The sequence below is a fragment of the Pseudomonas sp. LRF_L74 genome, assembly GCF_965644255.1.
Lineage (GTDB): Bacteria > Pseudomonadota > Gammaproteobacteria > Pseudomonadales > Pseudomonadaceae > Aquipseudomonas.
Genome location: NZ_CBFFRH010000001.1, coordinates 403,597 through 428,169 on the forward strand (window position 1 = coordinate 403,597; position 24,573 = coordinate 428,169).

Annotated in this window: 21 protein-coding genes; 2 read left to right on the forward strand and 19 right to left on the reverse strand. The window is 65.1% G+C overall.

Translation table 11 applies throughout. The annotated features are described in order from the left end of the window. Window position 1: 1 nt before the first annotated feature. From ACSZPK_RS01935 to ACSZPK_RS01970, 8 genes are all read right to left on the reverse strand, one after another. Window positions 2-2,242: a TonB-dependent siderophore receptor gene (locus ACSZPK_RS01935; protein ID WP_437880261.1), complete on the reverse strand. Its 2,241-nt coding sequence runs from the start codon at window positions 2,240-2,242 to the stop codon at window positions 2-4. An 82-nt stretch (window positions 2,243-2,324) separates the two neighbouring features. Then, the gene (locus tag ACSZPK_RS01940; RefSeq protein ID WP_437879705.1) at window positions 2,325-3,668 is read right to left on the reverse strand and encodes a histidine kinase sensor domain-containing protein; all 1,344 of its coding nucleotides are present in this window, start codon (window positions 3,666-3,668) and stop codon (window positions 2,325-2,327) included. Further along, window positions 3,668-4,381: a response regulator transcription factor gene (locus ACSZPK_RS01945; RefSeq protein WP_437879706.1), complete on the reverse strand. Its 714-nt coding sequence runs from the start codon at window positions 4,379-4,381 to the stop codon at window positions 3,668-3,670. Before ACSZPK_RS01945 ends, ACSZPK_RS01940 begins: the two co-directional genes overlap by 1 nt. A gap of 106 nt (window positions 4,382-4,487) precedes the next feature. Beyond that, window positions 4,488-6,914, reverse strand: coding sequence for a TonB-dependent siderophore receptor (locus ACSZPK_RS01950; protein WP_437879707.1), 2,427 nt, complete (start codon window positions 6,912-6,914; stop codon window positions 4,488-4,490). A 180-nt stretch (window positions 6,915-7,094) separates the two neighbouring features. Then, entirely contained in the window at window positions 7,095-8,045 is a 951-nt protein-coding gene (locus ACSZPK_RS01955; RefSeq protein WP_437879708.1) for a DUF4880 domain-containing protein, read from the reverse strand. Next, window positions 8,042-8,551, reverse strand: a complete 510-nt coding sequence (locus ACSZPK_RS01960; RefSeq protein ID WP_437879709.1) for a sigma-70 family RNA polymerase sigma factor — start codon at window positions 8,549-8,551, stop codon at window positions 8,042-8,044. The genes ACSZPK_RS01955 and ACSZPK_RS01960 overlap by 4 nt, the downstream gene beginning before the upstream one ends. A gap of 315 nt (window positions 8,552-8,866) precedes the next feature. Continuing rightward, complete coding sequence (locus ACSZPK_RS01965) at window positions 8,867-9,385, reverse strand: DUF6882 domain-containing protein (RefSeq protein ID WP_437879710.1); 519 nt, start codon at window positions 9,383-9,385, stop codon at window positions 8,867-8,869. A gap of 122 nt (window positions 9,386-9,507) precedes the next feature. Beyond that, window positions 9,508-10,407: a DMT family transporter gene (locus ACSZPK_RS01970; RefSeq protein ID WP_437879711.1), complete on the reverse strand. Its 900-nt coding sequence runs from the start codon at window positions 10,405-10,407 to the stop codon at window positions 9,508-9,510. A 151-nt stretch (window positions 10,408-10,558) separates the two neighbouring features. Here ACSZPK_RS01970 and ACSZPK_RS01975 point away from each other — a divergent pair, with 151 nt between their 5' ends. After that, window positions 10,559-11,437 (forward strand): helix-turn-helix domain-containing protein, encoded by an 879-nt coding sequence (locus ACSZPK_RS01975; RefSeq protein ID WP_437879712.1) that lies wholly within the window; start codon window positions 10,559-10,561, stop codon window positions 11,435-11,437. A 24-nt stretch (window positions 11,438-11,461) separates the two neighbouring features. Here the strand turns inward: ACSZPK_RS01975 and ACSZPK_RS01980 are convergent, their stop codons facing one another. From ACSZPK_RS01980 to ACSZPK_RS02000, 5 genes are all read right to left on the reverse strand, one after another. Continuing rightward, a complete protein-coding gene (locus ACSZPK_RS01980) occupies window positions 11,462-12,535 on the reverse strand; it encodes a P1 family peptidase (protein WP_437879713.1) in 1,074 nt (357 codons plus the stop codon). Next, window positions 12,528-13,388 carry an ABC transporter permease gene (locus ACSZPK_RS01985; protein ID WP_437879714.1) on the reverse strand — a complete coding sequence of 287 codons (861 nt, stop codon included), beginning with the start codon at window positions 13,386-13,388 and terminating at the stop codon, window positions 12,528-12,530. The genes ACSZPK_RS01980 and ACSZPK_RS01985 overlap by 8 nt, the downstream gene beginning before the upstream one ends. After that, window positions 13,385-14,269, reverse strand: coding sequence for an ABC transporter permease (locus tag ACSZPK_RS01990; protein WP_437879715.1), 885 nt, complete (start codon window positions 14,267-14,269; stop codon window positions 13,385-13,387). The genes ACSZPK_RS01985 and ACSZPK_RS01990 overlap by 4 nt, the downstream gene beginning before the upstream one ends. Continuing rightward, window positions 14,269-15,387: an ABC transporter ATP-binding protein gene (locus tag ACSZPK_RS01995; protein ID WP_437879716.1), complete on the reverse strand. Its 1,119-nt coding sequence runs from the start codon at window positions 15,385-15,387 to the stop codon at window positions 14,269-14,271. Before ACSZPK_RS01995 ends, ACSZPK_RS01990 begins: the two co-directional genes overlap by 1 nt. Window positions 15,388-15,476: 89 nt before the next feature. Further along, the gene (locus ACSZPK_RS02000; RefSeq protein ID WP_437879717.1) at window positions 15,477-16,523 is read right to left on the reverse strand and encodes a polyamine ABC transporter substrate-binding protein; all 1,047 of its coding nucleotides are present in this window, start codon (window positions 16,521-16,523) and stop codon (window positions 15,477-15,479) included. 224 nt (window positions 16,524-16,747) lie between these two features. On the opposite strand from ACSZPK_RS02000, the gene ACSZPK_RS02005 reads away from it, so the two are divergent. Then, window positions 16,748-17,581 (forward strand): MurR/RpiR family transcriptional regulator, encoded by an 834-nt coding sequence (locus tag ACSZPK_RS02005; RefSeq protein WP_437879718.1) that lies wholly within the window; start codon window positions 16,748-16,750, stop codon window positions 17,579-17,581. A gap of 478 nt (window positions 17,582-18,059) precedes the next feature. Here ACSZPK_RS02005 and ACSZPK_RS02010 read toward each other — a convergent pair whose 3' ends face one another. The 6 genes from ACSZPK_RS02010 to ACSZPK_RS02035 all read right to left on the reverse strand — a co-directional run bounded on the left by ACSZPK_RS02010 (window position 18,060) and on the right by ACSZPK_RS02035 (window position 24,571). After that, window positions 18,060-18,914 (reverse strand): ABC transporter permease, encoded by an 855-nt coding sequence (locus tag ACSZPK_RS02010; protein WP_437879719.1) that lies wholly within the window; start codon window positions 18,912-18,914, stop codon window positions 18,060-18,062. Next, a complete protein-coding gene (locus ACSZPK_RS02015; RefSeq protein ID WP_437879720.1) occupies window positions 18,911-19,810 on the reverse strand; it encodes an ABC transporter permease in 900 nt (299 codons plus the stop codon). The genes ACSZPK_RS02010 and ACSZPK_RS02015 overlap by 4 nt, the downstream gene beginning before the upstream one ends. After that, window positions 19,810-20,922, reverse strand: coding sequence for an ABC transporter ATP-binding protein (locus ACSZPK_RS02020; RefSeq protein ID WP_437879721.1), 1,113 nt, complete (start codon window positions 20,920-20,922; stop codon window positions 19,810-19,812). Before ACSZPK_RS02020 ends, ACSZPK_RS02015 begins: the two co-directional genes overlap by 1 nt. Window positions 20,923-21,346: 424 nt before the next feature. Further along, window positions 21,347-22,546 (reverse strand): formaldehyde dehydrogenase, glutathione-independent, encoded by a 1,200-nt coding sequence (fdhA, locus tag ACSZPK_RS02025; RefSeq protein WP_437879722.1) that lies wholly within the window; start codon window positions 22,544-22,546, stop codon window positions 21,347-21,349. 324 nt (window positions 22,547-22,870) lie between these two features. Continuing rightward, a complete protein-coding gene (gene purU, locus ACSZPK_RS02030; protein WP_437879723.1) occupies window positions 22,871-23,728 on the reverse strand; it encodes a formyltetrahydrofolate deformylase in 858 nt (285 codons plus the stop codon). Window positions 23,729-23,935: 207 nt separating this feature from the next. Further along, window positions 23,936-24,571, reverse strand: coding sequence for a sarcosine oxidase subunit gamma (locus ACSZPK_RS02035; RefSeq protein WP_437879724.1), 636 nt, complete (start codon window positions 24,569-24,571; stop codon window positions 23,936-23,938). Window positions 24,572-24,573 lie beyond the last annotated feature (2 nt).

Consider the following 24,573-nt stretch of genomic DNA (forward strand, 5'->3'; position numbering starts at 1 on the left):
CTCAAAACGACGCGGTCAAGCTGGTGTACAGGGTACGGCCCGGCTCGTTGTAGGTCGCCGCCCCGGCGCCATCGATGTTGTTCACGCCTTGCGCATTGCCCTCGCGGTACAGGCGCTTGTCGAACAGGTTGTCGATACCGGCGGTCAGGCTCAGGTGCTTGGTGAAGTCGTAGGTGCCACTGAAACCGACCAGCGCATAGGGCGACAGCTGGTTGTTGCCGCTGCCGGTCACGCGGTCGCCGTGGTAGTCGTATTTCTTCGGTTTCTGCTTGCCATACCAGGCCACGTTGGCCTGGAACGAGAGGTCGTCACGTGCCTGCCAGTCGAGCGTCGAGTTGAGGGTATACGCCGGGGTCACCGACAACACGTCGCCGGTTTCCTTGTTCTTCGACTTGAGCATGTAGGTGAAGTTGTTGTTCCAGGTCAGGGTCTCGGCGAGCGGCACGCTCAAGGTGCCCTCCAGCCCCTCGACGACAGCCTTGGGCACGTTCTCCCACTGGTAGATCGCCGCATTGGCATAGGTCGAGCTGGAACCGCCGGTGGCGTTGCCGATGGGCGACAGGCCCGATTCGATCTTGTTCTTGTAGTCGTTGCGGAACCAGGTCAGGCCGGCGACCCAGCCATCCTGCTTGTACTCGATGCCCAGTTCCTTGTTGACGCTGGTCTCGGCCTTGAGGTTGTCGTTGCCCACCAGGTAGCAACTGGTGGTCTGGCCGTAGCAGCCCTGGCCACGGCTGTAGAGCAGGTAGTTGGGGTTGCTCTGGTACAGGTTCGGCGCCTTGTAGGCGCGGGCGATACCGGCCTTGAGGGTGATGCTGTCGGTCAAGGCGTGGGACAGGTTGAGCGACGGGCTCCAGTTGTCGCCGACCACGTCGTGGTGATCGAAGCGCAGCCCCGGCGTGAGCATGGTGCCAGGCATCAGCTCGATGTTGTCTTCGGCGAACAGCGAGAAGATTTCCGCCGAGGAGGTGGTCTCGCGGCCGCTGCTGCTCAGGCCGCTGATGGTGCCGGCCTCGGTGGTGGTCTGGGTATTGGCGCTCGGGTCATCCAGTTCCTGGCGGGTCCATTCGCTGCCAAGGGTGAGGGTCTGCGGCAGGCCGATGCTCAGCGGCAGGTTGACCTCGCCGTGGGCGGTCAGGTCGCGCAGTACGGAGGTGTAGAAGTCGCTGCTGGAGAAGATGCCTTCGGTGCCGCCGGCCAGCCCTTCGTTGATCCGGCTGTTGCGGGTCTTCTCGTACTGCAGGTAGGCCAGGGTCGAGCCGAAATCCCAGTCGCCCCGGTGGGTCAGGGAATAGTTTTCGCGATAGCTGCGGTTGGTCTCATGACCGAGCATGCTCTTCACCGTGGTATTGCTGTTGGTGTTCTGGGTATCGCCGGTGTAGATGTTGCCCTGGCGGCTGAAGCCGGCTTCCAGTTCCAGGGTCTGCTCGGGCGTGAGGTGCCAGCTGAGCAGGCCGTTGACGTCCTTGTTGCGCACGCCTTCGCGGCCCGCCGGCAGGGTACCGGCCTGGTTGCCGCTGCGGGTGCTCTCATGGCCGCTGTTGATGTCCCAGTCGTCGGCGTCGGTGGTGGCCACGTTGCCGTAGACGCGGTAGCTGAGGGTGTCGGTCAGCGGCCCGTTGAGGCCGAAATTCATGCGCCGGGTCGAGCCTTCGTCGTCGTGCTGGGCGAAGTTCTGGTAGATCGTGGCGCTGCCATGCATTTCCTGGCTGGCCTTCTTGGTGATGATGTTGACCACGCCGCCCATGGCGCCGTTGCCGTAGCGCGCGGCGGCCGGGCCACGGATGACCTCGATGCGCTCGATCTGGTCGGCCGGCACCCAGTTGCTGTCGCCGCGGCTGTCACGCTCGCCACGCCAGCCGTAGCGCACCGAGTTGCGACTGGTGACCGGCTTGCCGTCGACCAGGATCAGGGTGTTCTCCGGGCCCATGCCACGGATGTCGATCTGCCGGTTGTTGCCGCGCTGGCCGCTGGTCGAGTTGCCGGTCAGGTTGACCCCCGGCATGCTGCGGATCAGTTGCGACAGGTCGTTGGCCGGCGGGCGCTTCTTGATGTCTTCGGCGGTGATCACCGAGACGCCGGGCATCTGCTTGGTTTCTTCCTCGGCGGTGGCCACCACGTTCGAGCTTTGCAGTTCGAGCGCGCCAGGGCCGGCCTCCTCGGAAGCCGCCTGGATGGCCGTGGACAGCAGGCAGCTGCCCGCCAGCATGAACAAGGGAAGAACGGGGGAGCGGGACGACATCATGCGATCTCCGGGCTGGGCCAGAACGTTAGAGATCGCAAATGATATTGACTGTCATCTGTTAGTAAAGCGCATTAACTTTCTAAACAATTGGGCCAGCGGCCCTCATCTTGATATGCAAGCACAAGCCTGGCCTGCCGTTGCTCGCCCACAGTTGCCCGCCTTGCAGCTCTACGGCTCGCCGGGCGATGGCCAGGCCGAGGCCGAAGCCCTCGCCGCTGGTGCCGTCCAGGCGTCGATAGGCTTCGAAGATACGCTCCAGGTCCGCCTCCGGCACGCCGCTGCCCTGGTCGCTCAGGCGCAGATGCCAGTAATCGCCCTCGCGCTCGCCGTCCAGGGTCACCACCGCGTCGGCCGGAGAATGGCGGATCGCGTTGCGCAGCAGGTTTTCCAGGGCCTGGGCCAGGCTGTCGAGGTGGGCCATGACCCGGCAATCGGCATCCAGCAGGCACGCCAGGCGCGCGCTGCTCCAACCGCTTTCGAAACAGGCATCGACGCACAGCGCCTCCCATACCGACAGCACTTGCACCGGCTCGCTCGGCCGCGCCAGGCGCTCGGTGTCCATCCAGGCCAGGTCGAGGGTGTCTTCGAGCAGGCGCTGCATGCCGTTCACTTCGCTGTCCAGGCGCTCGCGCAGTTGCTCGGCCGGCAGCTCGCTGTCGTGGGCGATGCGCAAGCGCGCCAGGGGCGTGCGCAGTTCGTGGGACAGGGTGCGCAGCAGCATGCGCTGCTGAGCGAGGCTCTGGCGCAGGCGGCCGGCCATGTGCTCGAAGGCCTGGGCCAGCTCGCCCAGTTCGTCGTGACGGCCGTGCAAGGGCATGACCACGTCGTCGAGGTCATCCGCACGCAAGGCATCGGCACGGTCGCGCAGGCGGTTGAGCGGCACCACCAGCTGCCGGTAGATCACCAGGCCGAGCAGCAGGGCCAGGAGGGTCGGCACCACGCCATGGGTGACGACATGGGTCCAGGGCGTCAGGCCGCTGGGCAGCAGGCGCTCGGGCAACTGCATGACCAACCGCCCGGAGGCCGGCTCATCGGGGAACTCGATGCTGACGTAGGGCAGCTCATCCTGCAGGCGCCGGCTCATCGGCCAATCGAGCTTGCGCATGAAGGTCAGGTGGCTGTAGTCCTCGGCACCCAGCGGCGTGGTGCCGAGGCTTTGCAGGCGATCGCCGACCAGCGCGACCCAGGTGTCCTCTTTCTGCGCCAGCCACTGGCGGTACTGCTCGACCCCTGCGGCGCCCTGCGCATGCCAGATCTCTTCGGCCTGGGCCGCGTAGCGCGCCAGGTAGTCGCGATCGGCCGGTTCGAGGAAGTAGGTGCTGCGCTCCACCGACAGGCCCCAGATCCAGATCATCCAGGTCAGCAGCAGGCAGAAGCCGATCTGCAACAGCGCCAGTTTCCACAGCAACGGATGACGGCGCATCAGTCGAGCACCAGCACATAGCCCTGGCCGCGCACGGCCTGGATCTGCACATGCTGCACACCGATGGCCTGCAGCTTGCGGCGCAGGTTGCAGACATGCACGTCGAGCCCGCGATCCAGGCGGGTGTAGGCGCGGTGCAGCACGCTCTGGTAGAGGAAGACCTTGCTCAAGGTCTCGCCGGCATGGGCCTGGAGCACTTCCAGCAGGCGGTACTCGGAGCCGGTGAGGCCCGCCGCCTGGTCCTGGTGCCGGACATCCTGGGCAGCACTGTCCATGAGCAGGCGTTCATCGGCGGGCTGCGCAGGGCTGACCCGGTCCAGCGCCACGCGGCGCAGCAGGGCATCGATGCGCGCATCCAGTTCGGCCAGGCTGAACGGCTTGGGCAGGTAGTCGTCGGCACCACGGGTGAAGCCGCTGATGCGATCCTGCTCGCTGCCCAGGGCGGACATCAGCATCACCGGCACACCCTGCTCCTGGCGCAGTGCTTCGAGCAGCGCCAGGCCGTCCATGCCGGGCAGCATGATATCCAGCAGGACCAGGTCGAAACGCCGCTCGCGCACGGCCGCCAGCCCTTCGCAGCCATTGGCGCAGACCGTGGCGGCGAACCCGCGCTGGGCGAAATGCCGGGCCAGGCCGTCACGCAACTGCACGTCGTCCTCGACCAGCAACAGGGAAGGAATAGGCAACGGAACGCTCAAATGAGAATATTTCACATCGAAATGTTCTCATTCGCCGCGGGTTTGCGCAAACCCCGCTCGACGGCTGCGTCCGGCAGCCGCGTGGGAACGATCATTCAGCCCTTCACACCGCAACCGCCACTCAGAAATCCCAGCGCGCGTTGGCCACCAGATTGCGCGGCTCGCCGTAGGAACCCGAGTTGAAGGTGCCGAGGCCGTCGTAGTACTTCTTGTCGAACAGGTTGTTGAGGTTCAGGCCGACGCTCAGGTGCTCGTCGAACTTGTAATTGGCCAGCAGGCCGACGACGCCGTAGTCGCCCTGGTGGGCCTTGTTCGCCCCACTGACCGCGTAGATGTCGCTCTGCCACACCAGGTTGCCGCCAACGGTGAGCCGGTTCCACTGGCCCGGCAGGCAGTAGGTGGTGCCCAGCTTGAACAGGTTCATCGGCTGGTTGGTCTCGACGCGATTGTCTTCGTTGTCATGGGATTCGCGGTAGGTGTAGCCGCCGATGACATTCCAGCCTGGCAGCACTTCGCCGGAGATTTCCGTCTCGATACCACGGGTCGTGGTACCGGCGATGGCGCGGTAGATCTCGCGTGGGCCGCTGTCGTCCACCAGTTGCGGGGTGTTCTTCTGCTTGACCTCGAACAGCGCCAGGCTGGCGTTCAGCGCGCCGTCATAGAACTCGCCCTTGATGCCCAGCTCGTAGTTGTCGCCTTCGAGCGGGTCGAGGGATGTGCCTGAGGCGGTCTTGTAGTAGGTCTGCGGCTGGAAGATGTTGGTGTAGCTGGCGTACACCGAGTAGCGGTCGTCGAGGTCGTAGACGATGCCGGCGTAGGGCGTGACCACGCCGCTTTTCTTCACCCGATCCGGATCGTAGTGCTCCCCGGTCAAGTCGTCGCTGCTTTCCTCACTGGTGTTCCACCAACTGACCCGCGTGCCGATGATGACAGACAGAGGATCGGCTGGTTTCAAGCGCACGGCGGTGTAGAGACCACTCTGGCGCTGGCGGGTCATGTTCTCTTCGGTCTTGCTCAGGTGCGGCTTGCCCCCCGGATTACCGTCCCACTGGTAGATGTTGTCCACACTGGGCGTGGCCAACTGGTAGGTCGGGTAGTTCAGGTGGGTGTAGGAGGTGTTGCCGCCAATCACCAGCTCATGCTCGCGGCCACCCAGCTGAAACGGGCCGGAGGCATAGATATCGGCGTTGTCCTGGGTCTGGTAGCTGTCCAGGCGGTTGACGTACATCGACACGCCACCGCCGGTCAATCGATCCGGCGAGCCGCGGCTGGCCGACCCGGTGACGCCACGACGATAGGCGTACAGATGGCTGTAGGAAGCCTTCAGGCTCCAGTCGTTGCCCAGCGTGTGCTCGATCAGCGCGGTGGCGTTGTAGTGGCTGTTGTTCAGGTAGCTCCAGCGCGCGCCCGGGTTGAACGAGCGGGAGAAATCGGTGGAGCTGCCATCGCTGTTGAACAGCGGGATGTGGCCGAAGCTGACGCCGTCGGCGTTGTTGTTCTGGTAGTCCAGGCTCAGGCGCAGCAGGGTGTCTGCGCTGAGGTCCACGTCGAGGGCGCCGTACATCACGCGCTTGTCGGTCTTGTACCAGTCGACGAAGGAGTTGGCGCTTTCGTAGACACCGACCAGGCGCCCGCGCACGTTGCCGGACTCGGTCAGCGGGCCGGACACGTCGGCTTCGGTGCGGTATGTGTCCCAGGCCCCTGCTTCGCCGGATATGTACGCCTGGTTTTGCGCCGTGGGGCGTTTGCGCACCAGGTTCAGCGTGGCCGACGGCGAGCCCGAACCGTTGAGCAGGCCGGTGGCGCCGCGCACCACTTCGACGCGGTCGTAGATCGCCATGTCGGACAGCGCGGTGGTGAACTGCTGGGACTCGTTGACCATCTGCGACGGGATGCCGTCGAACTGGAAATTCTGGATCTGGAAGCCGCGCGAGTAGAAGGTGTAGCGCTCGCTGTCGCGGTGGTTGCTCGACAGCCCTGGGGTGAACTTGACCACGTCGTCCAGCGAGCTGAGGTGCTGGTCGCGCATCACCTGCTTGGGAATCACCGTCACCGACTGTGGCGTCTCGCGCAGCGACAGGCCGAGCTTGGTCGCCGTGGCGCTGGAGCCGGTGGTGTAGGCGCCGGTGTGTTCGGTGGTGGCGCCCAGATTGGCGGCGTTGACCGTGGTCGCGCCCAGTTCGAGCCGGCCGTCCTGCTCTTTGGCGCGCGGCACCACGCGATAGCCCTCACCTTCAGCGACCGCTTGCAGGCCGAGTGGCGCCAGCAGCCGGGCCAGGGCTTCGCCAACGGCGAAGCTGCCTTGCAGCCCTTCGCTGCGCAGGCCACGGGTCAACGCCGAGTCCGCCGCGATCATCACCCCGGACTGCTGGCCGAAGGCACCCAGTACACGGTCCAGGCTGCCCGCGGCGATGGCATAGCTGCGCGGCGCCTCGACACTGCTCGCGCCGCTTTCAGCGGCGTGGGCGACAAGGCTGGCAGCGCTGAGCGAAAGACCGATGAGGGTGGCGCGCAACGCGCAGGCGAGTGGAGTGAGGCGACTGTGCATGAGGGTGTCCAGGGAAGTGAATGGAGTTGGCGATGCGCTGTTTTCAGCGTCTTCCCTGGTCTTGTTGCGCGAGAATCAGAAAACTGCCGACGTGTTGGAAATAAATTTTCTGATCAGCTCTCTAGGGTCTGTTGCCGTTTCGTCGCAAGCCGCGCGGTCGCGACGAAACGGCAACAGACCCTAGGCCTCCTGCACGCTCGCCCAATACCCCAGCACCCGTTGCACGCGAATCGGCAGGGTACGGGCAAGCAGATCGAGGCTGGCATCCGGGCGGTCGAGGGAGAACGAACCGGAGACCAATAGCGACGCGACAGCCGGATCGCAACGCAACACGCCTCGGCGATAGCGATCCAGTTCGGCGACCACCTCGCCAAGCGGCATGCGTTCGGCGATCAACAGGCCTTGGGTCCAGGCGTCGACGGAAGCCGTCAGCGCCTGCGGTTGTCCGATACCGCGCGAATCGAAAAGCACTTGCTGCCCTGCAAGCAGGGACTGCTTCGCGCCCTGGATCGACTCGACCGTTGCCGATCCCTGGAGCAATTGCACGACGGTGCCCGGCTGCCTGTCGATGCCATGGCGAGCGATCAATCGTGACAGGGGCGGCAACACCACCCGGCCATGTGCGGTGAACAGTACGGATGGCATAGCCGCGCCGGTTTCGAGCAGCACACGCCCCCGGCTCAACATCAGCCCGTCCGGTCGAACGTCCAGCGCCGTGCGCGTGTCCAGTTGCAGCATCAGGCCATCACCCAGCCGCAATTGGCGACGTTCGCCCGTGGTGGTGCGGTAGTCGCTGAATAGCGGTGGCAATAGCGCCTGCTCCTGCACGCTCCAGCCGGTCGCAGCCAGCACACCGAGCCCGGCGAACCCCTTGAGCACGGTTCGCCTCGAGGGTGCACTGCGCGCCTGCAACAAGCGCCGCGTGCCACTGGCCGGCAGCATGGCCGTGCTTTCGCGCATGCCTTGCCCGAGTGCTGCCAGGCGCTGCCAGGCCAGTTCATGACGCGCATCGGCCTCGCGCCAGGCCTGGCAGGCGACCTGCTCAGCGGCACTGCTGGTGCCGGATTGCAGCGTCACCATCCAGTGCAGCGCCTGCTCCATCACCTCCGGTCCCAGGTCGTTGGCTTTCACGCTTCGTAGACCGCGCTGTAGCAGTGCCGATAAGCCTTGAGCATGGCCTTTTGCACCACGTTGACGGTGAGGCCCATGTGCTCGGCGATCTGGGGATAAGTCATCCCGTCGAGCTGCGACAGCAGGAATACCTCGCGCACCCGCGCGCCCAGGCCGTCGAGCACCTGGCCGACCGCATCCAAGGCTTCCAGGACCTGCAAACGGGTTTCCGGGCCGGGCTGATGTTCGGGTTCCAGCAGGGCGAGGGCGTCGAGATAGGCACGCTCCAGCGCCTGGCGCCGGAAATACTGGCCGCACAGGCGGCTGGCGATGGTCGTCAGGTAGGCCCGAGGCTCGCGCAAGGTCGGCAACTCGGGACCACGCAGGATGCGGATGAAGGTGTCCTGCGCCAGGTCCAGCGCGTGCTCCCGATTACCGAGCCTGCGCCGCAGCATCTGCACCACCCAGTTGTGATGCTCGACGTACAGCGTCTCGACGGCGTGGTGCTGGGAGGAAGGAGAGGGCATCCGAGGCATGTCCATGGCGACAGCGTACAAAATTGACGCACATGGTAATGCTTCTCATTGGAAATCTGGCAAGATTTTTCTTGCCGCCTGCTCACGCCCTCGCGAGCCTCGGCCTGTTGCCGCTTCGGCTTGAATGGCGGTTACGAGGCAGGAGCGGACGTTCAAGATTATTAACCGTCACTCCCGCGCAGGCGGGAGCCAAATAAAAAAGCGCTTCTGGGTTCCCGCCTTCGCGGGAATGACGGAGGAATAACGAATGTCCGCAGTTGCCTCAAAACAGCCTGATGGGCCGACTCAATAACACTGAGGCCGCGATCAGTGCTTGGCCTTGGCCAAGGTCACCGTACCCAGGGTCATGAACACCAGCGTCGACCCCGCCGGCCCGCGATAGACACCGTTGCCGCCACCCAGACGGTTGGCGACGGCGGCGAAGCTCCAGGCTTCGTCCTCCGAACACTCGACCTGGCGTGTCGTGAAGTCGGCCACGCCATTCTGCTGGCCCCACGCCTTGGCCAGTTGCGCATGTGTGCGCAGCGGCTCCGGCACGGATGGATGGTCCCACCCCCAGAGGAAGGTGCCGTCATCCTGGTTGTAGGTGCCGACTACCTGGATTGGCGCGGTCGCGGTGGTGCCATTGGCGAAGGTGAAGACGAGGGTGCCGGCGTCGAGGTCGGCGGCCCAGTTCTCTTCCTCGCCCAAGTGCCAGGCGGCGGTGTTGGCGGAAGTCTGCAGGGCAAGGCCCTCACGGGCAGCATCGATGAATTGCGTGGGTGTCTGGCTCATGGCGTGTGCGGATACGAGAGAAAAGAGGATGGCGACGAGCGTCCGTTGCATGGCGAAGCGTCCTGGCTGTTGAGTGCGCAGTATGGCGCGCGTGATCAGCCATTACGGTGACCGGCGGCCAACTGCGAGACCTTCAGAAGCCATCGATGCGCCTGGGTTCCTGTCAATCGCCCTCAAGCACGACTCGGCGCGATACGGGCCGATGCCTTCGGCTTGCGGAACACCAGCAGGTTGCCAGCCATCACCAGCACCAGGCCGAGTAGGGCCGGCGCCGTCCACACATACCCCTCGGCGAAGGTCGAGACATTCAGCGCCACCACCGGGAACAGCACCGTGCAATAGGCCGCCCGCTCCGGCCCCATGCGCCCGACCAGGGTCAGGTAGGCGGTGAAGCCGATCACCGAGCCAGGAATCGCCAGGTACAGCAACGCGCCGACATAGCGCGGACTCCAGTCCATATCGAACGGCGTACCGCTGGCCAGGCAGCCGAGCACCAGCAGCGAGGCACCGTAGAACATGCCCCAGGCGTTGCTGGTCAGTGGCCGCAGGCCGGCTTTCTGTTGCAGGCTGGAGAGCATGTTGCCGGCGGAGAAGCACAGCGTCCCCAGCACGCAGAGCGCCAGGCCGATCAGGGTCTCACGGCTGGCCGCATGCCCGGCGAACTGCGGCCAGAACAGCAGCACCAGGCCCATCAGGCCCAAGGCGCCGCCACCCATGACGTTGACGGCGATGCGCTGGCCGAAGAACAGCCGCGCATTCAAGGCATTCCACAAGGTCGCGGTGGAGAACACCACGGCGATCAGCCCGCTCGGCAGCCATTGGCTGGCGCTGTAGAAGCAGACGAAGTTGATGCAGAACAGGCAGGCGCCCTGGGCCAGGCACAGCAACTGTCCCCGGCGGTCGAGTTTCTGCAGGCGCCGGCTGAGCAACAGGATGGCGAACAGCACCAACGCCGCCATGGCGAAGCGGTAGGCGATGGAGACAGGGATAGCAACCACACCGACCTGCCATTTGATGGCGATCCAGGTGGTGCCCCAGATCAGGACGGTCAGCAGGTACAGCGCAAGGTTCATCGGCGGGACTCGGTAACGGATCAGTCGTGACGAGTCTGTACCGCAGGCCGTCGCCAGGCTTGTCAGAACTTGCGCTTTTCTGCGAACGGCGGCTGCCATCGAGCGGCCCGCGCGTTAGCATGCAGGCCACTACCCCTCCAGCGTGCCCGCCATGTCGTCACTCCTGCACAATCAGGTGTTCCAGTCCCTCGCCAGTTCGCCCCATGCGCGGCTGGAGCTGTGCGCCGAGCTGGGCGAAGGCCTGGGCGCGGCGATGTGGAGCAATTACCACGACGCGCGGGACTACGTCGGCGGCCGCCAGCACACGCTGTCCTGCTACCTCGAAGGCGGCACCGGCACTTTTCGCCGCGGGCGCCCGAGCAACAAGGGCGCGCCGGGCAAGCTGTGCATCATGCCAGCCGGGAGGCCGTCGTCGTGGATCGTCAATGGCGATATCCGCCTGGCGCACCTGTACATCAGCCCTGAGCGCTTCGCCCTTGGCGCCGTGACCCTGCTGGACCGCGAGCCCCGTGAGCTGGAACTGCGCGAGGAGACCTTCTTCGACGATGCCCACCAGGTGGCCTGCTTCCAGCGCCTGGTCGCCCTCGACTGGAACGAGCCCGGCGAATACCTGCTGACCAGCAGCCTGGCTCACGCAATGTTCAGCCACGCCCTGCTGACCCGTACGCAAAACCGCAAGGACCTGCGCCTCAAGGGCGGCCTGGCGCCCGTCCAGCGGCGGCGACTGATGGCGTACATCGACGCGCACCTGGCCGAGCCGCTCACCCTCGGCCACCTGGCAGCGCAGGTCGCGCTGTCCGAATACCACTTCGCGCGGATGTTCCAGAAGAGCTTCGGGGTGCCGCCGCACCAGTACCTGCTGGCCCGCCGCCTGGCTCGGGCGCGCCATCTGCTGGCGCACAGCGATCAGCCATTGGGCGAGGTGGCGCTGGCCTGCGGCTATGCCAGCGCCAGCCATTTCAGCAAGCGCTTCCGCGCCGCCATGGGCGGCACGCCGGGGCAATACCGGGCGGCGATGGCAAGGCGTTAGTACGTTCCGTGCGCAACGATCAAATCAAAAGAACCCCTGCAAACGCTGCGCATCGATCGCCCGGCAGATGCCCTCCGGCTTCTGCATCGGCGCGTCCTCGGCGGCGAGCATGGCGTTGAGCACCGCTTCCTCGGTGGCCTGCACGGCGGCGAGGTAGAGTGCGTCGAAGCATTCGTCGTTGAGGTAGTCGAGGTTCAGGCGAGTGCCCGAGACCTGCGGCAGCGGCCGTGGATTGGCAACGCTGAAGGCGAGGAAGATATCGCCGGAGTTATTGCCGCCCGGCGTGCCGCCCTGGCCGATACCGAGGCCGGCGCGTTGGGCCAGGCGTTTGAGCTGGTGCGGCAGCAGCGGCGCATCGGTGGCGAGGATGACGATGATCGAGCCGCGCTCGCGCTCCAGCCCGGCTGGCGCGTCATCGCCCCAGTGTTCGCCCACCGGCACACCGAGCACCTTGAGCCAGGCACGCTGGCCGTGGTTGGCCTGCACCAGCGCGCCGAGGGTGTAGGCCTGGCCATCGATCTCGATCAGCCGCGAGGCGGTGCCGGTGCCACCTTTGAAGCCGTAGCAGATCATGCCGTTGCCGCCGCCGACGTTACCCTCGGCGATGGCGCCGTCCTCGGCACCGTTGAGCGCCGATAGGGCGTCGGCCTCGCTGACGTGCTGGCCGTTGATGTCGTTGATCACCCCGTCGTAGGTCTCGGCCACCACCGGCATCGCCCACAGGTGCTCGTTGTCCCAGGCCTCGGCGTATTGGCGGATGGTCCAGCGCGTGGCGGCGTGGTGGACGATGCCTACGCTGTGCGAGTTGGTGATGCACAGCGGGCCGACGAAATAGCCGCCGTGCTCAATCCAGTGGGTGCCAGTCATCTCGCCGTTGCCGTTCAGCGCATGGAAGCCGGCCCACACCGGCTGCGGCTGCTTGGCGTAACCGCGCGGCAGGATGGCGGTGACGCCGGTCTTCACCCGCTTGCCGTTGTCGGCCGTGTAATCGAGGGTGCGGTAGCCGACACGCACGCCGGCCACGTCGGTGATGGCGTTGTGCGGGCCGGTGACGCCGGGAACCGGCAGGCCGAGGGCGCGGGCGCGGGGTTTAGCCATGGGAATCCTCCTTGGCGGTGGCAGGCTTGCGATTGCGCAGATAAAGGCCAGCGGCGGCGATGGCCAGCGAAGCGATCAGCAGCAGGGTGGCGATGGCATTGATCTCGGGCTTGATGCCGCGGCGGATCATGCCGTAGATGAACACCGGCAGGGTGGTCGAATCGACCCCGGCGATGAAGTAGGTGATCACCAGGTCGTCCATCGAGATGATGAACGCCAGCAATGCCCCGCCGATCACGCCCGGCAGGATCTGCGGCAGGGTGATGCGGCGGAAGGTGGTCCAGGGTGAGGCGCCGAGATCGGCCGAGGCTTCTTCCAGGCGCGTGTCCATGCCGGCCAGGCGCGCGCTGACGATGAGGAACACGTAGCTGATCAGGAAGGTGCAGTGGCCGATGATGATCGAGCCCTTGCCCAGCGGCATGCCGATGCCGACGAAGAAGATCAGCAGGGCGATGCCGAGGACGATGTCCGGCATCAGCATCGGCATGTACAGCAGCACCCGGTAGAAGCCTTGCAGGCGGAAGCGATGACGCGCCAAGGCCAGGGCGGTGAGGGTGCCGACCAGGGTGGAGAGGGTGGTGGTGCACAGGGCCACGACCAGACTGGTGCGCAGCGACGCCAGCAACTGGTCGGTGGACTCCACGTACAGCGCGTTCTCGCTGAGGCTGGTGGACAGGCCGAACAGCGAGCGGTACCAGTCCAGGGTGCCGCCGCTCCAGATCATCATGTTGATCGGGTTGGCATTGAACGAGTAGACCACGATCAAGGCGATCGGCAGGTACAGGAAGGCGAAGAAGGCCAGGCTGTAGCCACCCAGCAGGCGACGGCCAACGGCGGCGAGCAGTCGATTCATCGCAAGGCCTCCCGAGCGCCACTGCGCCCCTGGGCCAGCACGTAGAGCACCAGGCAGATCAGCACCGCAGCCATGATCAGCATCGCCAGCGCCGCGCCGAACGGCCAGTTGCGCGCGGCGAGGAACTGCTGCTCGACCAGGTTGCCGATCATCAGCACCCGCGCGCCGCCAAGCAGCGACGGCACGATGAAATTACCCAGGCTGGGAATGAACACGATGATCGAGCCGGCGGCGATGCCCGGCAGGGTCAGCGGGAAGATCACCTTGAGGAAGCTCTGCAAGCGGCTGGCACCGAGGTCGGCGGAGGCCTCCAGCAGGCGCCGGTCGAGTTTTTCCACGCTGGCGTAGATCGGCATGAACATGAACGGGATGAAGATGTAGGTCATGCCGATCAGCACCGCGCTTTCGGTGTAGATCAGGTCCAGCGGCTGTGCACTGATGCCCAGGGTTTGCAGCGCCTCGTTGATGAAGCCGCTGGGGCGCAGGATCAGCACCCAGGCGTAGAGGCGCACGATCAGGCTGGTGAAGAACGGCAGGGTGATCAGGAACAGGCAGAAGTTGCGCAGCCGCTCCGGCTGGCGCGCCACCCAGAACGCCGCCGGGTAGCACAGCGCCAGGGTCAGCAGCACAGTGATCGCCGCCAGCTTGAACGAACGCAGGATGACCGCCAGGTAGGCCGGGTCGAACTCCTCATTGCTGCCATCAGCCCAGCCCAGCACGCGGCCGAAGTTGTCCGGGTAGAACGACCACTCCACGCCGCCATAGAGGCCTGGTTCGAGCAGGCTGTAGAGCGCCATGATCGCCAGCGGGGCGAGGAAGAACACGCCGATGATGACGGTCGCCGGGCTGAGCAGGCCGGCCAGGTGCAGGCGCCGGTTCATCACGCACGCCCCGCCATCACATGGGCCGCCTCGCGGGCGTACCAGAGTTGCAGCTCGCTGCCAGGATGCAGGCGCTGCTGCGCCAGGCGCGAGGCATCGCGCACCACCGCCTTGACCGGCTTGCCGCGGCCGGTGCGCAACAGCACTTCGAAATCCTTGCCGATGAACACCGTCTGCTCGACCCGGCCTTGCAGGGCGACGTAGTCGTCACCGGGGCGGTCGAGGTGGAACTGCTCGGGGCGCAGCAGCACCTGGGCGTAGCCGCCGGCCTGCAGATTGCCCGCCTGGACCTGCAGCAGGTCGCCCTGGCTGTCCATGAGGAAGGCGATGCCATCGTCACAGGCGGTGACGTGGGTATCGAACAGGTTGCTCTCGCCGATGAAGCCGGCGACGAAGGGATTGGCCGGACGGTCGTAGACCTGCGCCGGCGTGCCGATCTGCTGGATATGCCCGCCGTTGAGCACGACGATGCGGTCGGACATGGTCAGCGCTTCTTCCTGGTCGTGGGTGACGAAGACGAAGGCGATGCCCAGTTCGTGCTGCAGGTTCTTCAACTCGCGCTGCATGCTCTGGCGCATTTGCCGGTCGAGGGCCGACAACGGTTCGTCGAGCAGCAGCAGCGCCGGCCGGTCGACCACCGCGCGGGCCAGGGCCACGCGCTGCTGCTGGCCACCGGAGAGCTGGCCCGGCTTGCGCCGCTCCATCCCGGCGAGGCCGACCAGCTCCAGCACCTCGCCAACGCGCTGGCGCTTTTGCGCCTTGCCCACGCCCTGGATATCCAGTGCATAACCGACGTTCTCGCCGACGCTCATGTGTGGGAACAACGCGTAGCTCTGGAACACCGTGTGCACCGGGCGGCGATGGGGCGGCACGTCGTTCATCGGCCGGCCCTGGATCAACAACTGGCCCGCGTCGAGCTGTTCGAAGCCGCTGATGGTACGCAGCAGGGTGGTCTTGCCGCAGCCGGAGGGGCCCAGCAAGGTGATGAATTCATTGGCGCCGACCACCAGGTCGATACCATCGAGGGCACGTACCAGGTGACCTTCGGGGGCGCGGTAATGCTTCACCGCCGCCTTGATCTCGACCACCGGTGCCACGCTTTGGGGGAAAACAGTCATGGGGACTCCAGCCCGGCGCCCGCGAGCGCCAGGTCATGCGGCGAAACCATCGGTCGCCAAGTGGCGGCGCCCTGGCGGGCGCCACCGGCTCAGTTGGCGGTGCGCACCCGCGTCCAGGCGCGGTCGTACTTCTTCAGGTCCTTGCCGAGGTCGTTGAAGATCTGCAGCTTGGCCATCACATCGGCCGGCGGGTTGACCTGCGGGTTGTCACGCAGCTCGGCCGGCAGCAGTTTCAGCGCTTCCTTGTTCGGCGTGCCGTTCATCTGCTGCTGGGTGTTGAGCGCGGCGATCTCCGGCGTCAGGAAGAACTCCATGAAACGCTTGGCATTGGCCTTGTTCGGCGCGCTCTTGAGTACGCAGATGTCCTCCTGGTACATGGTCGCGCCCTCTTTCGGGATCACGTAGGCCAGGTGCTCCGGGTCCTGCTTGACGTACATCATGCCGCCGACGAAATAGTGGGCCGCGGCGACGTCGCCGGACTGCACCATGGGCACGCTGTCGTAGGTGAACGCCGAGACCAGCGGCTTGCGCTCCAGCAGCCAGGACTCGGAGAGCTTGAGGTCGTCGACATTGGCGGTATTGACCGACTTGCCATTGACGATCAGGCCGACGCCGAGGGTTTCGCGCATGTCGTCGAGGAGGATGACCTTCTTGCCGGCCTTGGCCTCGGCGAAGAAATCCGCCCAGGACTCGATCGGCTTGCTGACCTTGCTCTTGTTGTAGAGGATGCCCACCGAGCCCCAGGCGTAGGGCATGCAGTACTCGCCCTTGGGGTCGGACTTGGCGCGCAGGAAGGCCGGGTCGATATTGGCGAAGGCCGGGCTCTGGTTGATGCCGGTCTTTTCCAGCAGGCCGAGGGCGCTCATGGTGTCCTGCATGTGCACCGAGGGGAAGACGATGTCGTAGCCCTTGGCGCCGGCCTGCAGCTTGGCGAGCATTTCCTCGTTGCTGCCATAGGTGTCGAGCGACACCTTGATGCCGGTCTCGGCGGTGAAGCGAGTCAGTACCTGCGGGTTGATGTAGTCGCCCCAGTTGTACAGGTGCAACTCTTCGGCGGCCTGGACACTGCCGACAGCGAACACGGCGCCGAGGGCGGCGCACAGGGAAAGACGGCGAAGCGGACGCGGGTTGTGCATGTTCCTGTTCTCCACTGTTGTTGCCGAGCGCTCCGGCGCGGCATTTGCTTGTTGCGGCAGGAAGTGTGGATCAGGTCGGCAGCAAGGTGGAAAATCTTGTCGTGGTTTTCTCACCCGCACAGCGGCGGACCGGTGTCTTTGCGTTGCGCAGCGAGCATAGAATATATTTATTCCAATTATCAACACTCTGACATTTAAATGTCAGAAGCCAATGTGGAGCCGGCATGCTCGATAGCAAGATGCAACACCTGGAAGGCAAGCTGACGCCGGCCGAGCGCACGCTGTGGGCGTATATCCAGGCCAACCTGGAAACCCTGGCGTTCGAGAATGGCGCGACCCTGGCGAGCAAGAGCAAGGTCAGCCCCAACACCGTCAGCCGCTTTCTGCGTCGCCTCGGTTACAAGGGCCTGAAGAGCCTGAAGGAAGAGCTGCGCGACGAGGTGCGCGTGCAATCGCTGCTCAACAGCACGCTGATCGAACGGGTCGAGCAGCCGGACGACCTGGTCGCCCACCTCAACGAGGAGATCGAAGCCCTGCGCGAGTTCGCCGGGCAGCTCAGCAGCCAGCACTGGCAGGACATCGTCGCCCGCGTCAGCGATGCTGAACGCGTGTTCGTCTGCGGTTTCCAGACCATTCGCGGGCTCGCCGAGGACTTCGCCAACCGCCTGGCCCTGGTGCGCTCGGGCGTGGAGTTCCTCGACCTGTACAGCGGCGTGCTCGGTCACTGGATCGACAGTCACGCCCAGCGCTGCTGCGTGGTGCTGGTGGATATCGCGCCGTATGCCGACGCCGGTATCGCCTTCGCCAACAACTGCCTGAGCCAGGGCACCGACCTGGTGGTGTTCACCGACGAGTACGGCATCGCCCGCCACATCGACACGCCGTACATCGTCACCATGAAGACCAAGACCGGCCTGATCCTCGAATCCACCGGCGGCCTCACCAGCGCGCTCAACGTGCTGCTGCACGGCGTCGCCAGCCGCCACCGCGGCGAACTCAAGGAGCGCCTCGGCGCCTACCGGGCGCGGGTGGAAAGTTTGAAGCTTTATCGGCCTTGAGAGCCATGGTTTTCAACGTATTTGCTCAGACCTCGTATTGCTCGTTCATGCCTGCCGACGGACATGAAGCCATGCTTTCCAGGCTAATTAAGGTGTCGATTTGAAGGCAGTGGTTTCGTCCTGCTGGACGAGTCACTTTTGCGCGCAAAAGTAACCAAAACGCTATGCCCCTGCCATCCGGCCCCGGCTGCGCCGGGGTTCCCTCGCTCCATCAGCGCTCCGAGGGCCCGCAGCGACGGGCCATCCATGGCCCAACGCTGCTCTCGCGGCATCCATGCCGATCGACCCTCTACGCACTGACTCCGCTCGGCCTCCTGATGGGGCGTTCGCCGCTGCCTGAGAGTACGCAATCGAAAAGCTCAAAGGCGCGAACTGCACAGGTTTGCCATAGACATTCTCTATGCGTGATGCAGATGTTTGTTTGAACACAGGCACGTTGCAAAAAGACGTTGAAAACCATGGCCTTGAGAGCAGGAGTCTAGCGTCCGTCGTCAGATTCATTGCGCCCATAGCCGCGCAGGTACAGGCCGATGGCGGTGATGAACAGCGAGGCGAACAGCAGCAGCGTGGCGATGGCATTGATCTCGGGTTTGATGCCGCGGCGGATCATGCTGTAGATGAACACCGGCAAGGTGGTCGAATCGACCCCGGCGACGAAGTAGGTGATCACCAGGTCGTCCATCGAGATGATGAAGGCCAGCAGCGCCCCGCCGACCACGCCGGGCATGATCTGCGGCAGGGTGATGCGGCGGAAGGTGGTCCAGGGCGAGGCACCGAGGTCGGCCGAAGCTTCTTCCAGGTGCGTGCCCAGCCCCGCCAGGCGCGCGCTGACGATGAGGATCACGTAGCTGGTGAGAAAGGTGCAGTGGCCGATGATGATCGACAACTGGCCCAGCGGCATGCCGACGCCGACGAAGAAGATCAGCAGGGCGATGCCCAGCACCAGGTCCGGCATCAGCATCGGCATCACCAGCAGCACCCGGTAGAAGCCTTGCAGGCGAAAGCGATAACGCGCCAGGGCCAGGGCGGTCATGGTCCCGGCCAGGGTGGCGATGACGGTGGTGAACGAGGCGACGATCAGGCTGGTGCGCAACGCCTCCAGCAGCTCGTCGGTCGATTCCACGTACAACGCGTTCTCGCTGAGCCGGTTGGAGAGGCCGAACAATGAGCGATACCAGTCCAGCGAGGCGCTGTTCCAGATCATCATGTTGATCGGGTTGGAGTTGAACGAGTAGGCGACGATCAGGCCGATCGGCAGGTACAGGAAAACGAAGAACGCCAGGCTGAACGAGCCGGGTAGGCGGCGGCAGAAGAAGCGATAGACGGCTTTCACTGGCGTGCCGCCTTCATCCGCGCGCGGCTCTGTACGAAGACCTGGAGCAGCAGGCAGATGAACACCAGCGCCATCAGCAGCATCGCCAGGGCCGAGCCGAACGGCCAGTTGCGCGCGGCGAGGAACTGCTGCTCGATCAGGTTGCCGATCATCAGCACCCGCGCGCCGCCGAGCAGCGACGGCACGATGAAGTTGCCCAGGCTGGGGATGAACACCAGCATCGCGCCGGCGGCGACGCCCGGCAGGGTCATGGGCAAGGTGACCCGCCAGAAGCCCTGCCAGCGGCTGGCGCCCAGATCGGCCGAGGCCTCCAGCAGGTGGCGGTCGAGCTTCTCGACGCTGGCATAGATGGGCAGGAACATGTAGGGGATGAAGATGTAGGTCATGCCGATCAGCACCGCGACCTCGTTGTAGATCAGGTCCAGCGGCTGCTCGATGACGCCCATGCCTTGCAGCGACGCGTTGATGAAGCCGCTGGGGCGCAGCAGCAGCACCCAGGCATAGAGGCGCACGATCAGGCTGGTGAAGAACGGCAGGGTGATCAGGAACAGGCAGAAATTGCGCATTCGCCGCGACTGCCGGGCTACCCAGAACGCCACCGGATAACAGAGCAGCAGGGTCGACAGCACGGTGATCGCGGCGAGCTTGAACGAGCGCAGGATGATCGCCAGGTAGACCGGGTCGAACTCTTCGTTGCGGCCATCGGCCCAGCCCAGCACGCGGCCGAAATTGTCCGGGTAGAACGACCATTCCACGCCGCCGTAGAGCCCCGGCTCGAGCAGGCTGTAGATCGCCATGATCGTCAGCGGCACCAGGAAGAACACACCGCCGATCAGCGTGACCGGGCCGAGCAGGCCGGCCAGGGCCAGGCGCGAGCGTGACGAATACTCCTCCATCACGGGTTCTCCACGATCACATGGGCATCTTCGCGGGCATACCAGAGGGCGAGAGGCTGGCCCACCGGCAGGTTCTGCATGACCTTGCGCCCGGTATCGCGAAACACGGCCCTGATCGCCTTGCCATGGCTGGTGCGCAGCAGCACCTCGAAATCCTTGCCGGTGAACAGGGTCTGCTCGATCACCCCTTCGAGCGCGACGCAGGCAGCGCCCGGGCAGTCGAGGTGGAACTGCTCCGGACGCAGCATCACGCGCACGCACTGTCCCGCATGCAGGTTTGCCGATGGCACCTGGATCAGGTCGCCGCGATTGTCCATGAGGTGGGCCACACCTTCGACGCAGGCGGTGACGAGCGCATCGAACAGGTTGTTCTCGCCAATGAAACCGGCGACGAAGGCATTGGCCGGATGGTCATAGATGTCGGTCGGCGTGCCGATCTGCTGGATGCGCCCCTCGTTGATCACCACGATACGGTCGGAAATGGTCAGCGCTTCCTCCTGGTCGTAGGTGACGAAGACGAAGGCGATGCCCAGTTCGCTCTGCAACTTCTTCAGCTCGCGCTGCATGCTCTGGCGCAGTTGCCGGTCGAGGGCCGACAACGGCTCGTCGAGCAGCACCAGAGCGGGCCGATTGACCAGCGCCCGAGCCAGCGCCACACGCTGCTGCTGCCCGCCGGAGAGCAGGCCGGGACGGCGCTTTTCCATGCCGGTGAGGCCGACCAGCGCCAGCGCCTCGGCCACCCGCTGGCGCCGTTCGGCCTTGCCCACGCCGCGCACGTCCAGGGCATAGGCGACGTTATCGGCGACGCTCATGTGCGGGAACAGCGCGTAGTTCTGGAACACGGTATGCACCGGGCGCAGGTGCGTCGGCACCTCGTTCATCGGCCGGCCCTGGATCAGGATCTGCCCGCTGTCCAGCCGCTCGAAGCCGCCAATGGCACGCAGCAGCGTGGTCTTGCCGCAACCGGAAGGACCGAGCAGGGTGACGAACTCGCTGGCCCCCACCGCCAGGTCGATGCCATCGAGCGCCCTGACCAGGCGACCGTCGGCACGGTAATGCTTGACCGCTGCGCGGATCTCCACCGCCGGGGTAGCCTGGGTAAGAACGGTCATGGGTTGCTCCAGCGGCGACTACTTGAAAACAGCGGTCTGTTGGCGGCTTCAACGTGTAGTCAGGCGCATTCATACGCCATCGTGGAACTCGTCCCCAGCTATCACGCCCCCTTGGCCAGGCAGCGCAAAGCTGCCTAGGGTCTGTCGGCGGGCAGGTCTACCGTCACTCCCGCGAAGGCGGGAGCCCAGATATAAAAACGCTTTTGGATTCCCGCCTTCGCGGGAATGACGGTGTCCGCTCCTGCCTCGATCCAGCCATTCAAGCTGAAACGCCAACAGAACCTAGAGGCAAGGGTAGTCGCAATTAAGCGGAGCGTAGGAATAACGGAAGCGGACTGACGCGCTATCGGGCCACAGTGGGCAGGCGAGACAGGGCGTGCAGGAAAAGGAAGCGCGGCGGGCCCGAAGGCCCGCCGCAGACACATCAGGCGGCGCTGAAGGTCTTGTGCGGGTCGATGACGAATTTCTTCGGCACGCCGGCATCGAACTCACCATAGCCACGCGGCGCGTCGTCCAGGCTGATGACCTGTACGCCCACCACCTCGGCGATGTTGATGCGGTCCCACATGATCGCCTGCATCAGCGCGCGGTTGTACTTCATCACCGGGGTCTGGCCGGTGTGGAAGCTGTGCGACTTGGCCCAGCCGAGGCCGAAGCGGATGCTCAGCGCGCCGATCTTGGCGGCAGCGTCCGCCGCACCCGGGTCCTCGGTCACGTACAGGCCGGGAATGCCGATCTTGCCGGCGACGCGGGTGATCTGCATCAGCGAGTTGAGCACGGTGGCCGGTGCCTCGTGCTTGGCGCCCTCATGGCCATGGCCACGGGCCTCGAAACCTACGGCATCGACGGCGCAGTCGACTTCCGGCTCGCCGAGCAGGTCGGCGATCTGCTCGTGCAGCGGGGTGTCCTTGGACAGGTCGGCGATTTCGAAGCCCTGGGCCTTGGCGTGCGCCAGGCGGGCCGGGTTGAGGTCGCCAACGATGACCACGGCGGCGCCCAGCAGGCGGGCGGAGGCGGCGGCAGCCAGGCCCACCGGGCCGGCGCCGGCAACGTATACCGTGCTGCCCGGACCTACGCCGGCGGTGACGGCGCCGTGGTAGCCGGTCGGCAGGATGTCGGAGAGGCAGGTCAGGTCACGGATCTTCTCCATGGCCTTGTCGCGGTTCGGCAGCTTGAGCAGGTTGAAGTCGGCGTAGGGCACCAGCACGTACTCGGCCTGGCCGCCGGTCCAGTCGCCCATGTCGACGTAGCCGTAGGCGCCGCCGGCGCGCGCCGGGTTGACGGTCAGGCAGACGCCGGTGTGCTGCTCCTTGCAGGAGCGGCAACGACCGCAGGCGACGTTGAACGGCACGGACACCAGGTCGCCGATCTTCAGGTTCTCGACGTCGCTGCCCTTCTCGATGACTTCCCCGGTGATTTCGTGGCCCAGCACCAGGCCGACCTGGGCGGTGGTGCGGCCGCGCACCATGTGCTGGTCGGAACCGCAGATGTTGGTGGACACCACCTTGAGGATGACCCCGTGTTCGATCTTCTTACCGCGAGGATCCTGCATCTTCGGGTAGTCGATCTTCTGTACTTCAACCTTGCCTGTGCCGAGATAGACGACACCGCGATTACCAGACATGTGTTTCTCCTTTCTTCTTGTGGACACAAAGGCACGGCGGATGCCGCGCGGACCTTGCAGCGGAGCGTTGAAGCGTCGGTATGTATGGAGGACGCGCGTCGGTACGGGCAGGACGGCGTTCTCTGGCAGGCCCGGCGGTGAGCCGCCAGGCGCAGATGATCGCAGAGTAGTCAATGCGTCCGGGGTAAAGGCACACAGAAACGACAATGGACGTTCCGTAGACGGCACGCCGGCCGAGCGGGAGGCCTGCGGCAAGATCGGCAGGGAATAAAAACCCCCATGTAAATAGCGGCACGCTTCAAGCGGGCCGCTAATCACTGCTCTTCAAAGCACCACCGTCCGGTTGGCGTTGAGGAACACCCGGCGCTCGAGGAAGTAACCGACGGCGCGGGCCAGGGTCAGGCATTCGATGTCGCGGCCCTTGGCGATCAGGTCTTCCGGGTAGTGGGCGTGGTCCACCACTTCGACGCCCTGGGTGATGATCGGGCCTTCGTCGAGGTCGTTGTTGATGAAGTGCGCGGTGGCGCCGACCAGCTTCACGCCCTTGTTGTAGGCCTGGTGATAGGGCTTGGCGCCCTTGAAGCCCGGCAGCAGCGAATGGTGGATGTTGATCGCGCGGCCGTCGAGCTTGCGACACAGATCGGCGGACAGCACCTGCATGTAGCGGGCGAGCACCACCAGCTCGGCGCCCGTCTGCTCGACCACCTGCATCACCTGGCGCTCCTGCGCCGGCTTGTCGTTGGGGTCGAGCGCGAAGTGGTGATAGGCAATGCCGTGCCAGTCGGCCAGCGGCTTGAGGTCGGGGTGGTTGGAAACCACGGCGGTGATGCCCATCGGCAGTTGGCCGATGCGCTGGCGATAGAGCAGGTCGTTCAGGCAGTGGTCGGCCTTGGACACCATGATCACCACCTTGGCCCGGTAGCCCGGCGCGGTCAGCTCGACGCGCATGTCGAACGGCGTGGTGTGCGCGTTCAGGCCTTGCAGGAAGGTCGCCTCGTCGAAATCCTCCGGCGCGCGGAACTCGACGCGGATGAAGAAGCGGCTGGCCAGGCGGTCATCGAAGCTGTGGTGCTCGGTAACGTAGCAGCCCTGCTCGAACAGGTAACGCGTCACCACGTCGACCGTGCCGAGCTTGCTGGGGCAGTGGGCGGTGAGAATCCAGGTTTCGGGGGTACGGCTCATGGGCGCGATTCCTTATGGTTATCGCTCCCCGATCAGTGCGCGACGCGGAGCGTCTTAGGCGGTGCAAACAAATGGCGGCTAGTTAGGCAGGAACGGACATACGCACGACGCGGTGTGTGTCGTCGTCATTCCCGCGAAGGCGGGAACCCAAAAGACTCGAAGCATTTGGATTCCCGCCTTCGCGGGAATGACGGTACAGAGCGCGTATCAGGCCTCGATGCTCAGGCCGAACTCGGCGCTGGCATCCTGCAGCCAGGCCCAGATGTAGTCGGAGAAGCTGCGGCGTACCAGCAGTTCCCAGGTGTCTTCGCCGGTGCGGCGAATGTACAGGCTGGTCTTGGCGAAGTTGCTGCCGATCGCCTTGCCCACCGGGAACTGGCTCGGGTGCACGTCGTAGCTGGTGGACTTCATCAGCAGGTCGCGCACGTTCGCGCCGCTCAGTTCGACGATGGTCTGCCCGCCGCTGACATTGACCACCTGGATGTGCTGGCCGTCCAAGGCCTCGCGCAGTTTCTTCTCGACAGCGAACTCTTCGCCGCGCGGCACGATGATCAGGAACTCGTCCGGGCCCATCCACTGCACCGAGACCTCGCCCTTGGCCACGACGGTCAGCGCTGCCGGCAGCGCCAGGCCCAGGGCCTGCTGCACGCCGCTGGCGAATGCCGGGTCCTTGCCATCGCCACGCAGGGTGAGATGCCCCTGGAGCTTCTTCTCGCGCAGGACGATGCCCGCGCCGCCCTTGCCTTTGCCAACCAGGTCGCCCAGGCCGGCGTGATGCAGCGGAGACTCGGCCTTGACGCTGAGGTCATCGGGACGCTGCTGGTAGACGTTTGCTGTTGTCATGT

What these genes read in the sequence shown, in the direction of transcription:
- ACSZPK_RS01935 (WP_437880261.1), bottom strand. Translation starts at nt 2,242, where the DNA reads ATGTCGTCCCGCTCCCCCGTTCTTCCCTTGTTCATGCTGGCGGGCAGC.
- ACSZPK_RS01940 (WP_437879705.1), bottom strand. Translation starts at nt 3,668, where the DNA reads ATGCGCCGTCATCCGTTGCTGTGGAAACTGGCGCTGTTGCAGATCGGC.
- ACSZPK_RS01950 (WP_437879707.1), bottom strand. Translation starts at nt 6,914, where the DNA reads ATGCACAGTCGCCTCACTCCACTCGCCTGCGCGTTGCGCGCCACCCTC.
- ACSZPK_RS01960 (WP_437879709.1), bottom strand. Translation starts at nt 8,551, where the DNA reads ATGCCCTCTCCTTCCTCCCAGCACCACGCCGTCGAGACGCTGTACGTC.
- ACSZPK_RS01965 (WP_437879710.1), bottom strand. Translation starts at nt 9,385, where the DNA reads ATGCAACGGACGCTCGTCGCCATCCTCTTTTCTCTCGTATCCGCACAC.
- ACSZPK_RS01970 (WP_437879711.1), bottom strand. Translation starts at nt 10,407, where the DNA reads ATGAACCTTGCGCTGTACCTGCTGACCGTCCTGATCTGGGGCACCACC.
- ACSZPK_RS01975 (WP_437879712.1), top strand. Translation starts at nt 10,559, where the DNA reads ATGTCGTCACTCCTGCACAATCAGGTGTTCCAGTCCCTCGCCAGTTCG.
- ACSZPK_RS01980 (WP_437879713.1), bottom strand. Translation starts at nt 12,535, where the DNA reads ATGGCTAAACCCCGCGCCCGCGCCCTCGGCCTGCCGGTTCCCGGCGTC.
- ACSZPK_RS01985 (WP_437879714.1), bottom strand. Translation starts at nt 13,388, where the DNA reads ATGAATCGACTGCTCGCCGCCGTTGGCCGTCGCCTGCTGGGTGGCTAC.
- ACSZPK_RS01990 (WP_437879715.1), bottom strand. Translation starts at nt 14,269, where the DNA reads ATGAACCGGCGCCTGCACCTGGCCGGCCTGCTCAGCCCGGCGACCGTC.
- ACSZPK_RS01995 (WP_437879716.1), bottom strand. Translation starts at nt 15,387, where the DNA reads ATGACTGTTTTCCCCCAAAGCGTGGCACCGGTGGTCGAGATCAAGGCG.
- ACSZPK_RS02000 (WP_437879717.1), bottom strand. Translation starts at nt 16,523, where the DNA reads ATGCACAACCCGCGTCCGCTTCGCCGTCTTTCCCTGTGCGCCGCCCTC.
- ACSZPK_RS02005 (WP_437879718.1), top strand. Translation starts at nt 16,748, where the DNA reads ATGCTCGATAGCAAGATGCAACACCTGGAAGGCAAGCTGACGCCGGCC.
- ACSZPK_RS02015 (WP_437879720.1), bottom strand. Translation starts at nt 19,810, where the DNA reads ATGGAGGAGTATTCGTCACGCTCGCGCCTGGCCCTGGCCGGCCTGCTC.
- ACSZPK_RS02020 (WP_437879721.1), bottom strand. Translation starts at nt 20,922, where the DNA reads ATGACCGTTCTTACCCAGGCTACCCCGGCGGTGGAGATCCGCGCAGCG.
- fdhA (WP_437879722.1), bottom strand. Translation starts at nt 22,546, where the DNA reads ATGTCTGGTAATCGCGGTGTCGTCTATCTCGGCACAGGCAAGGTTGAA.
- purU (WP_437879723.1), bottom strand. Translation starts at nt 23,728, where the DNA reads ATGAGCCGTACCCCCGAAACCTGGATTCTCACCGCCCACTGCCCCAGC.
- ACSZPK_RS02035 (WP_437879724.1), bottom strand. Translation starts at nt 24,571, where the DNA reads ATGACAACAGCAAACGTCTACCAGCAGCGTCCCGATGACCTCAGCGTC.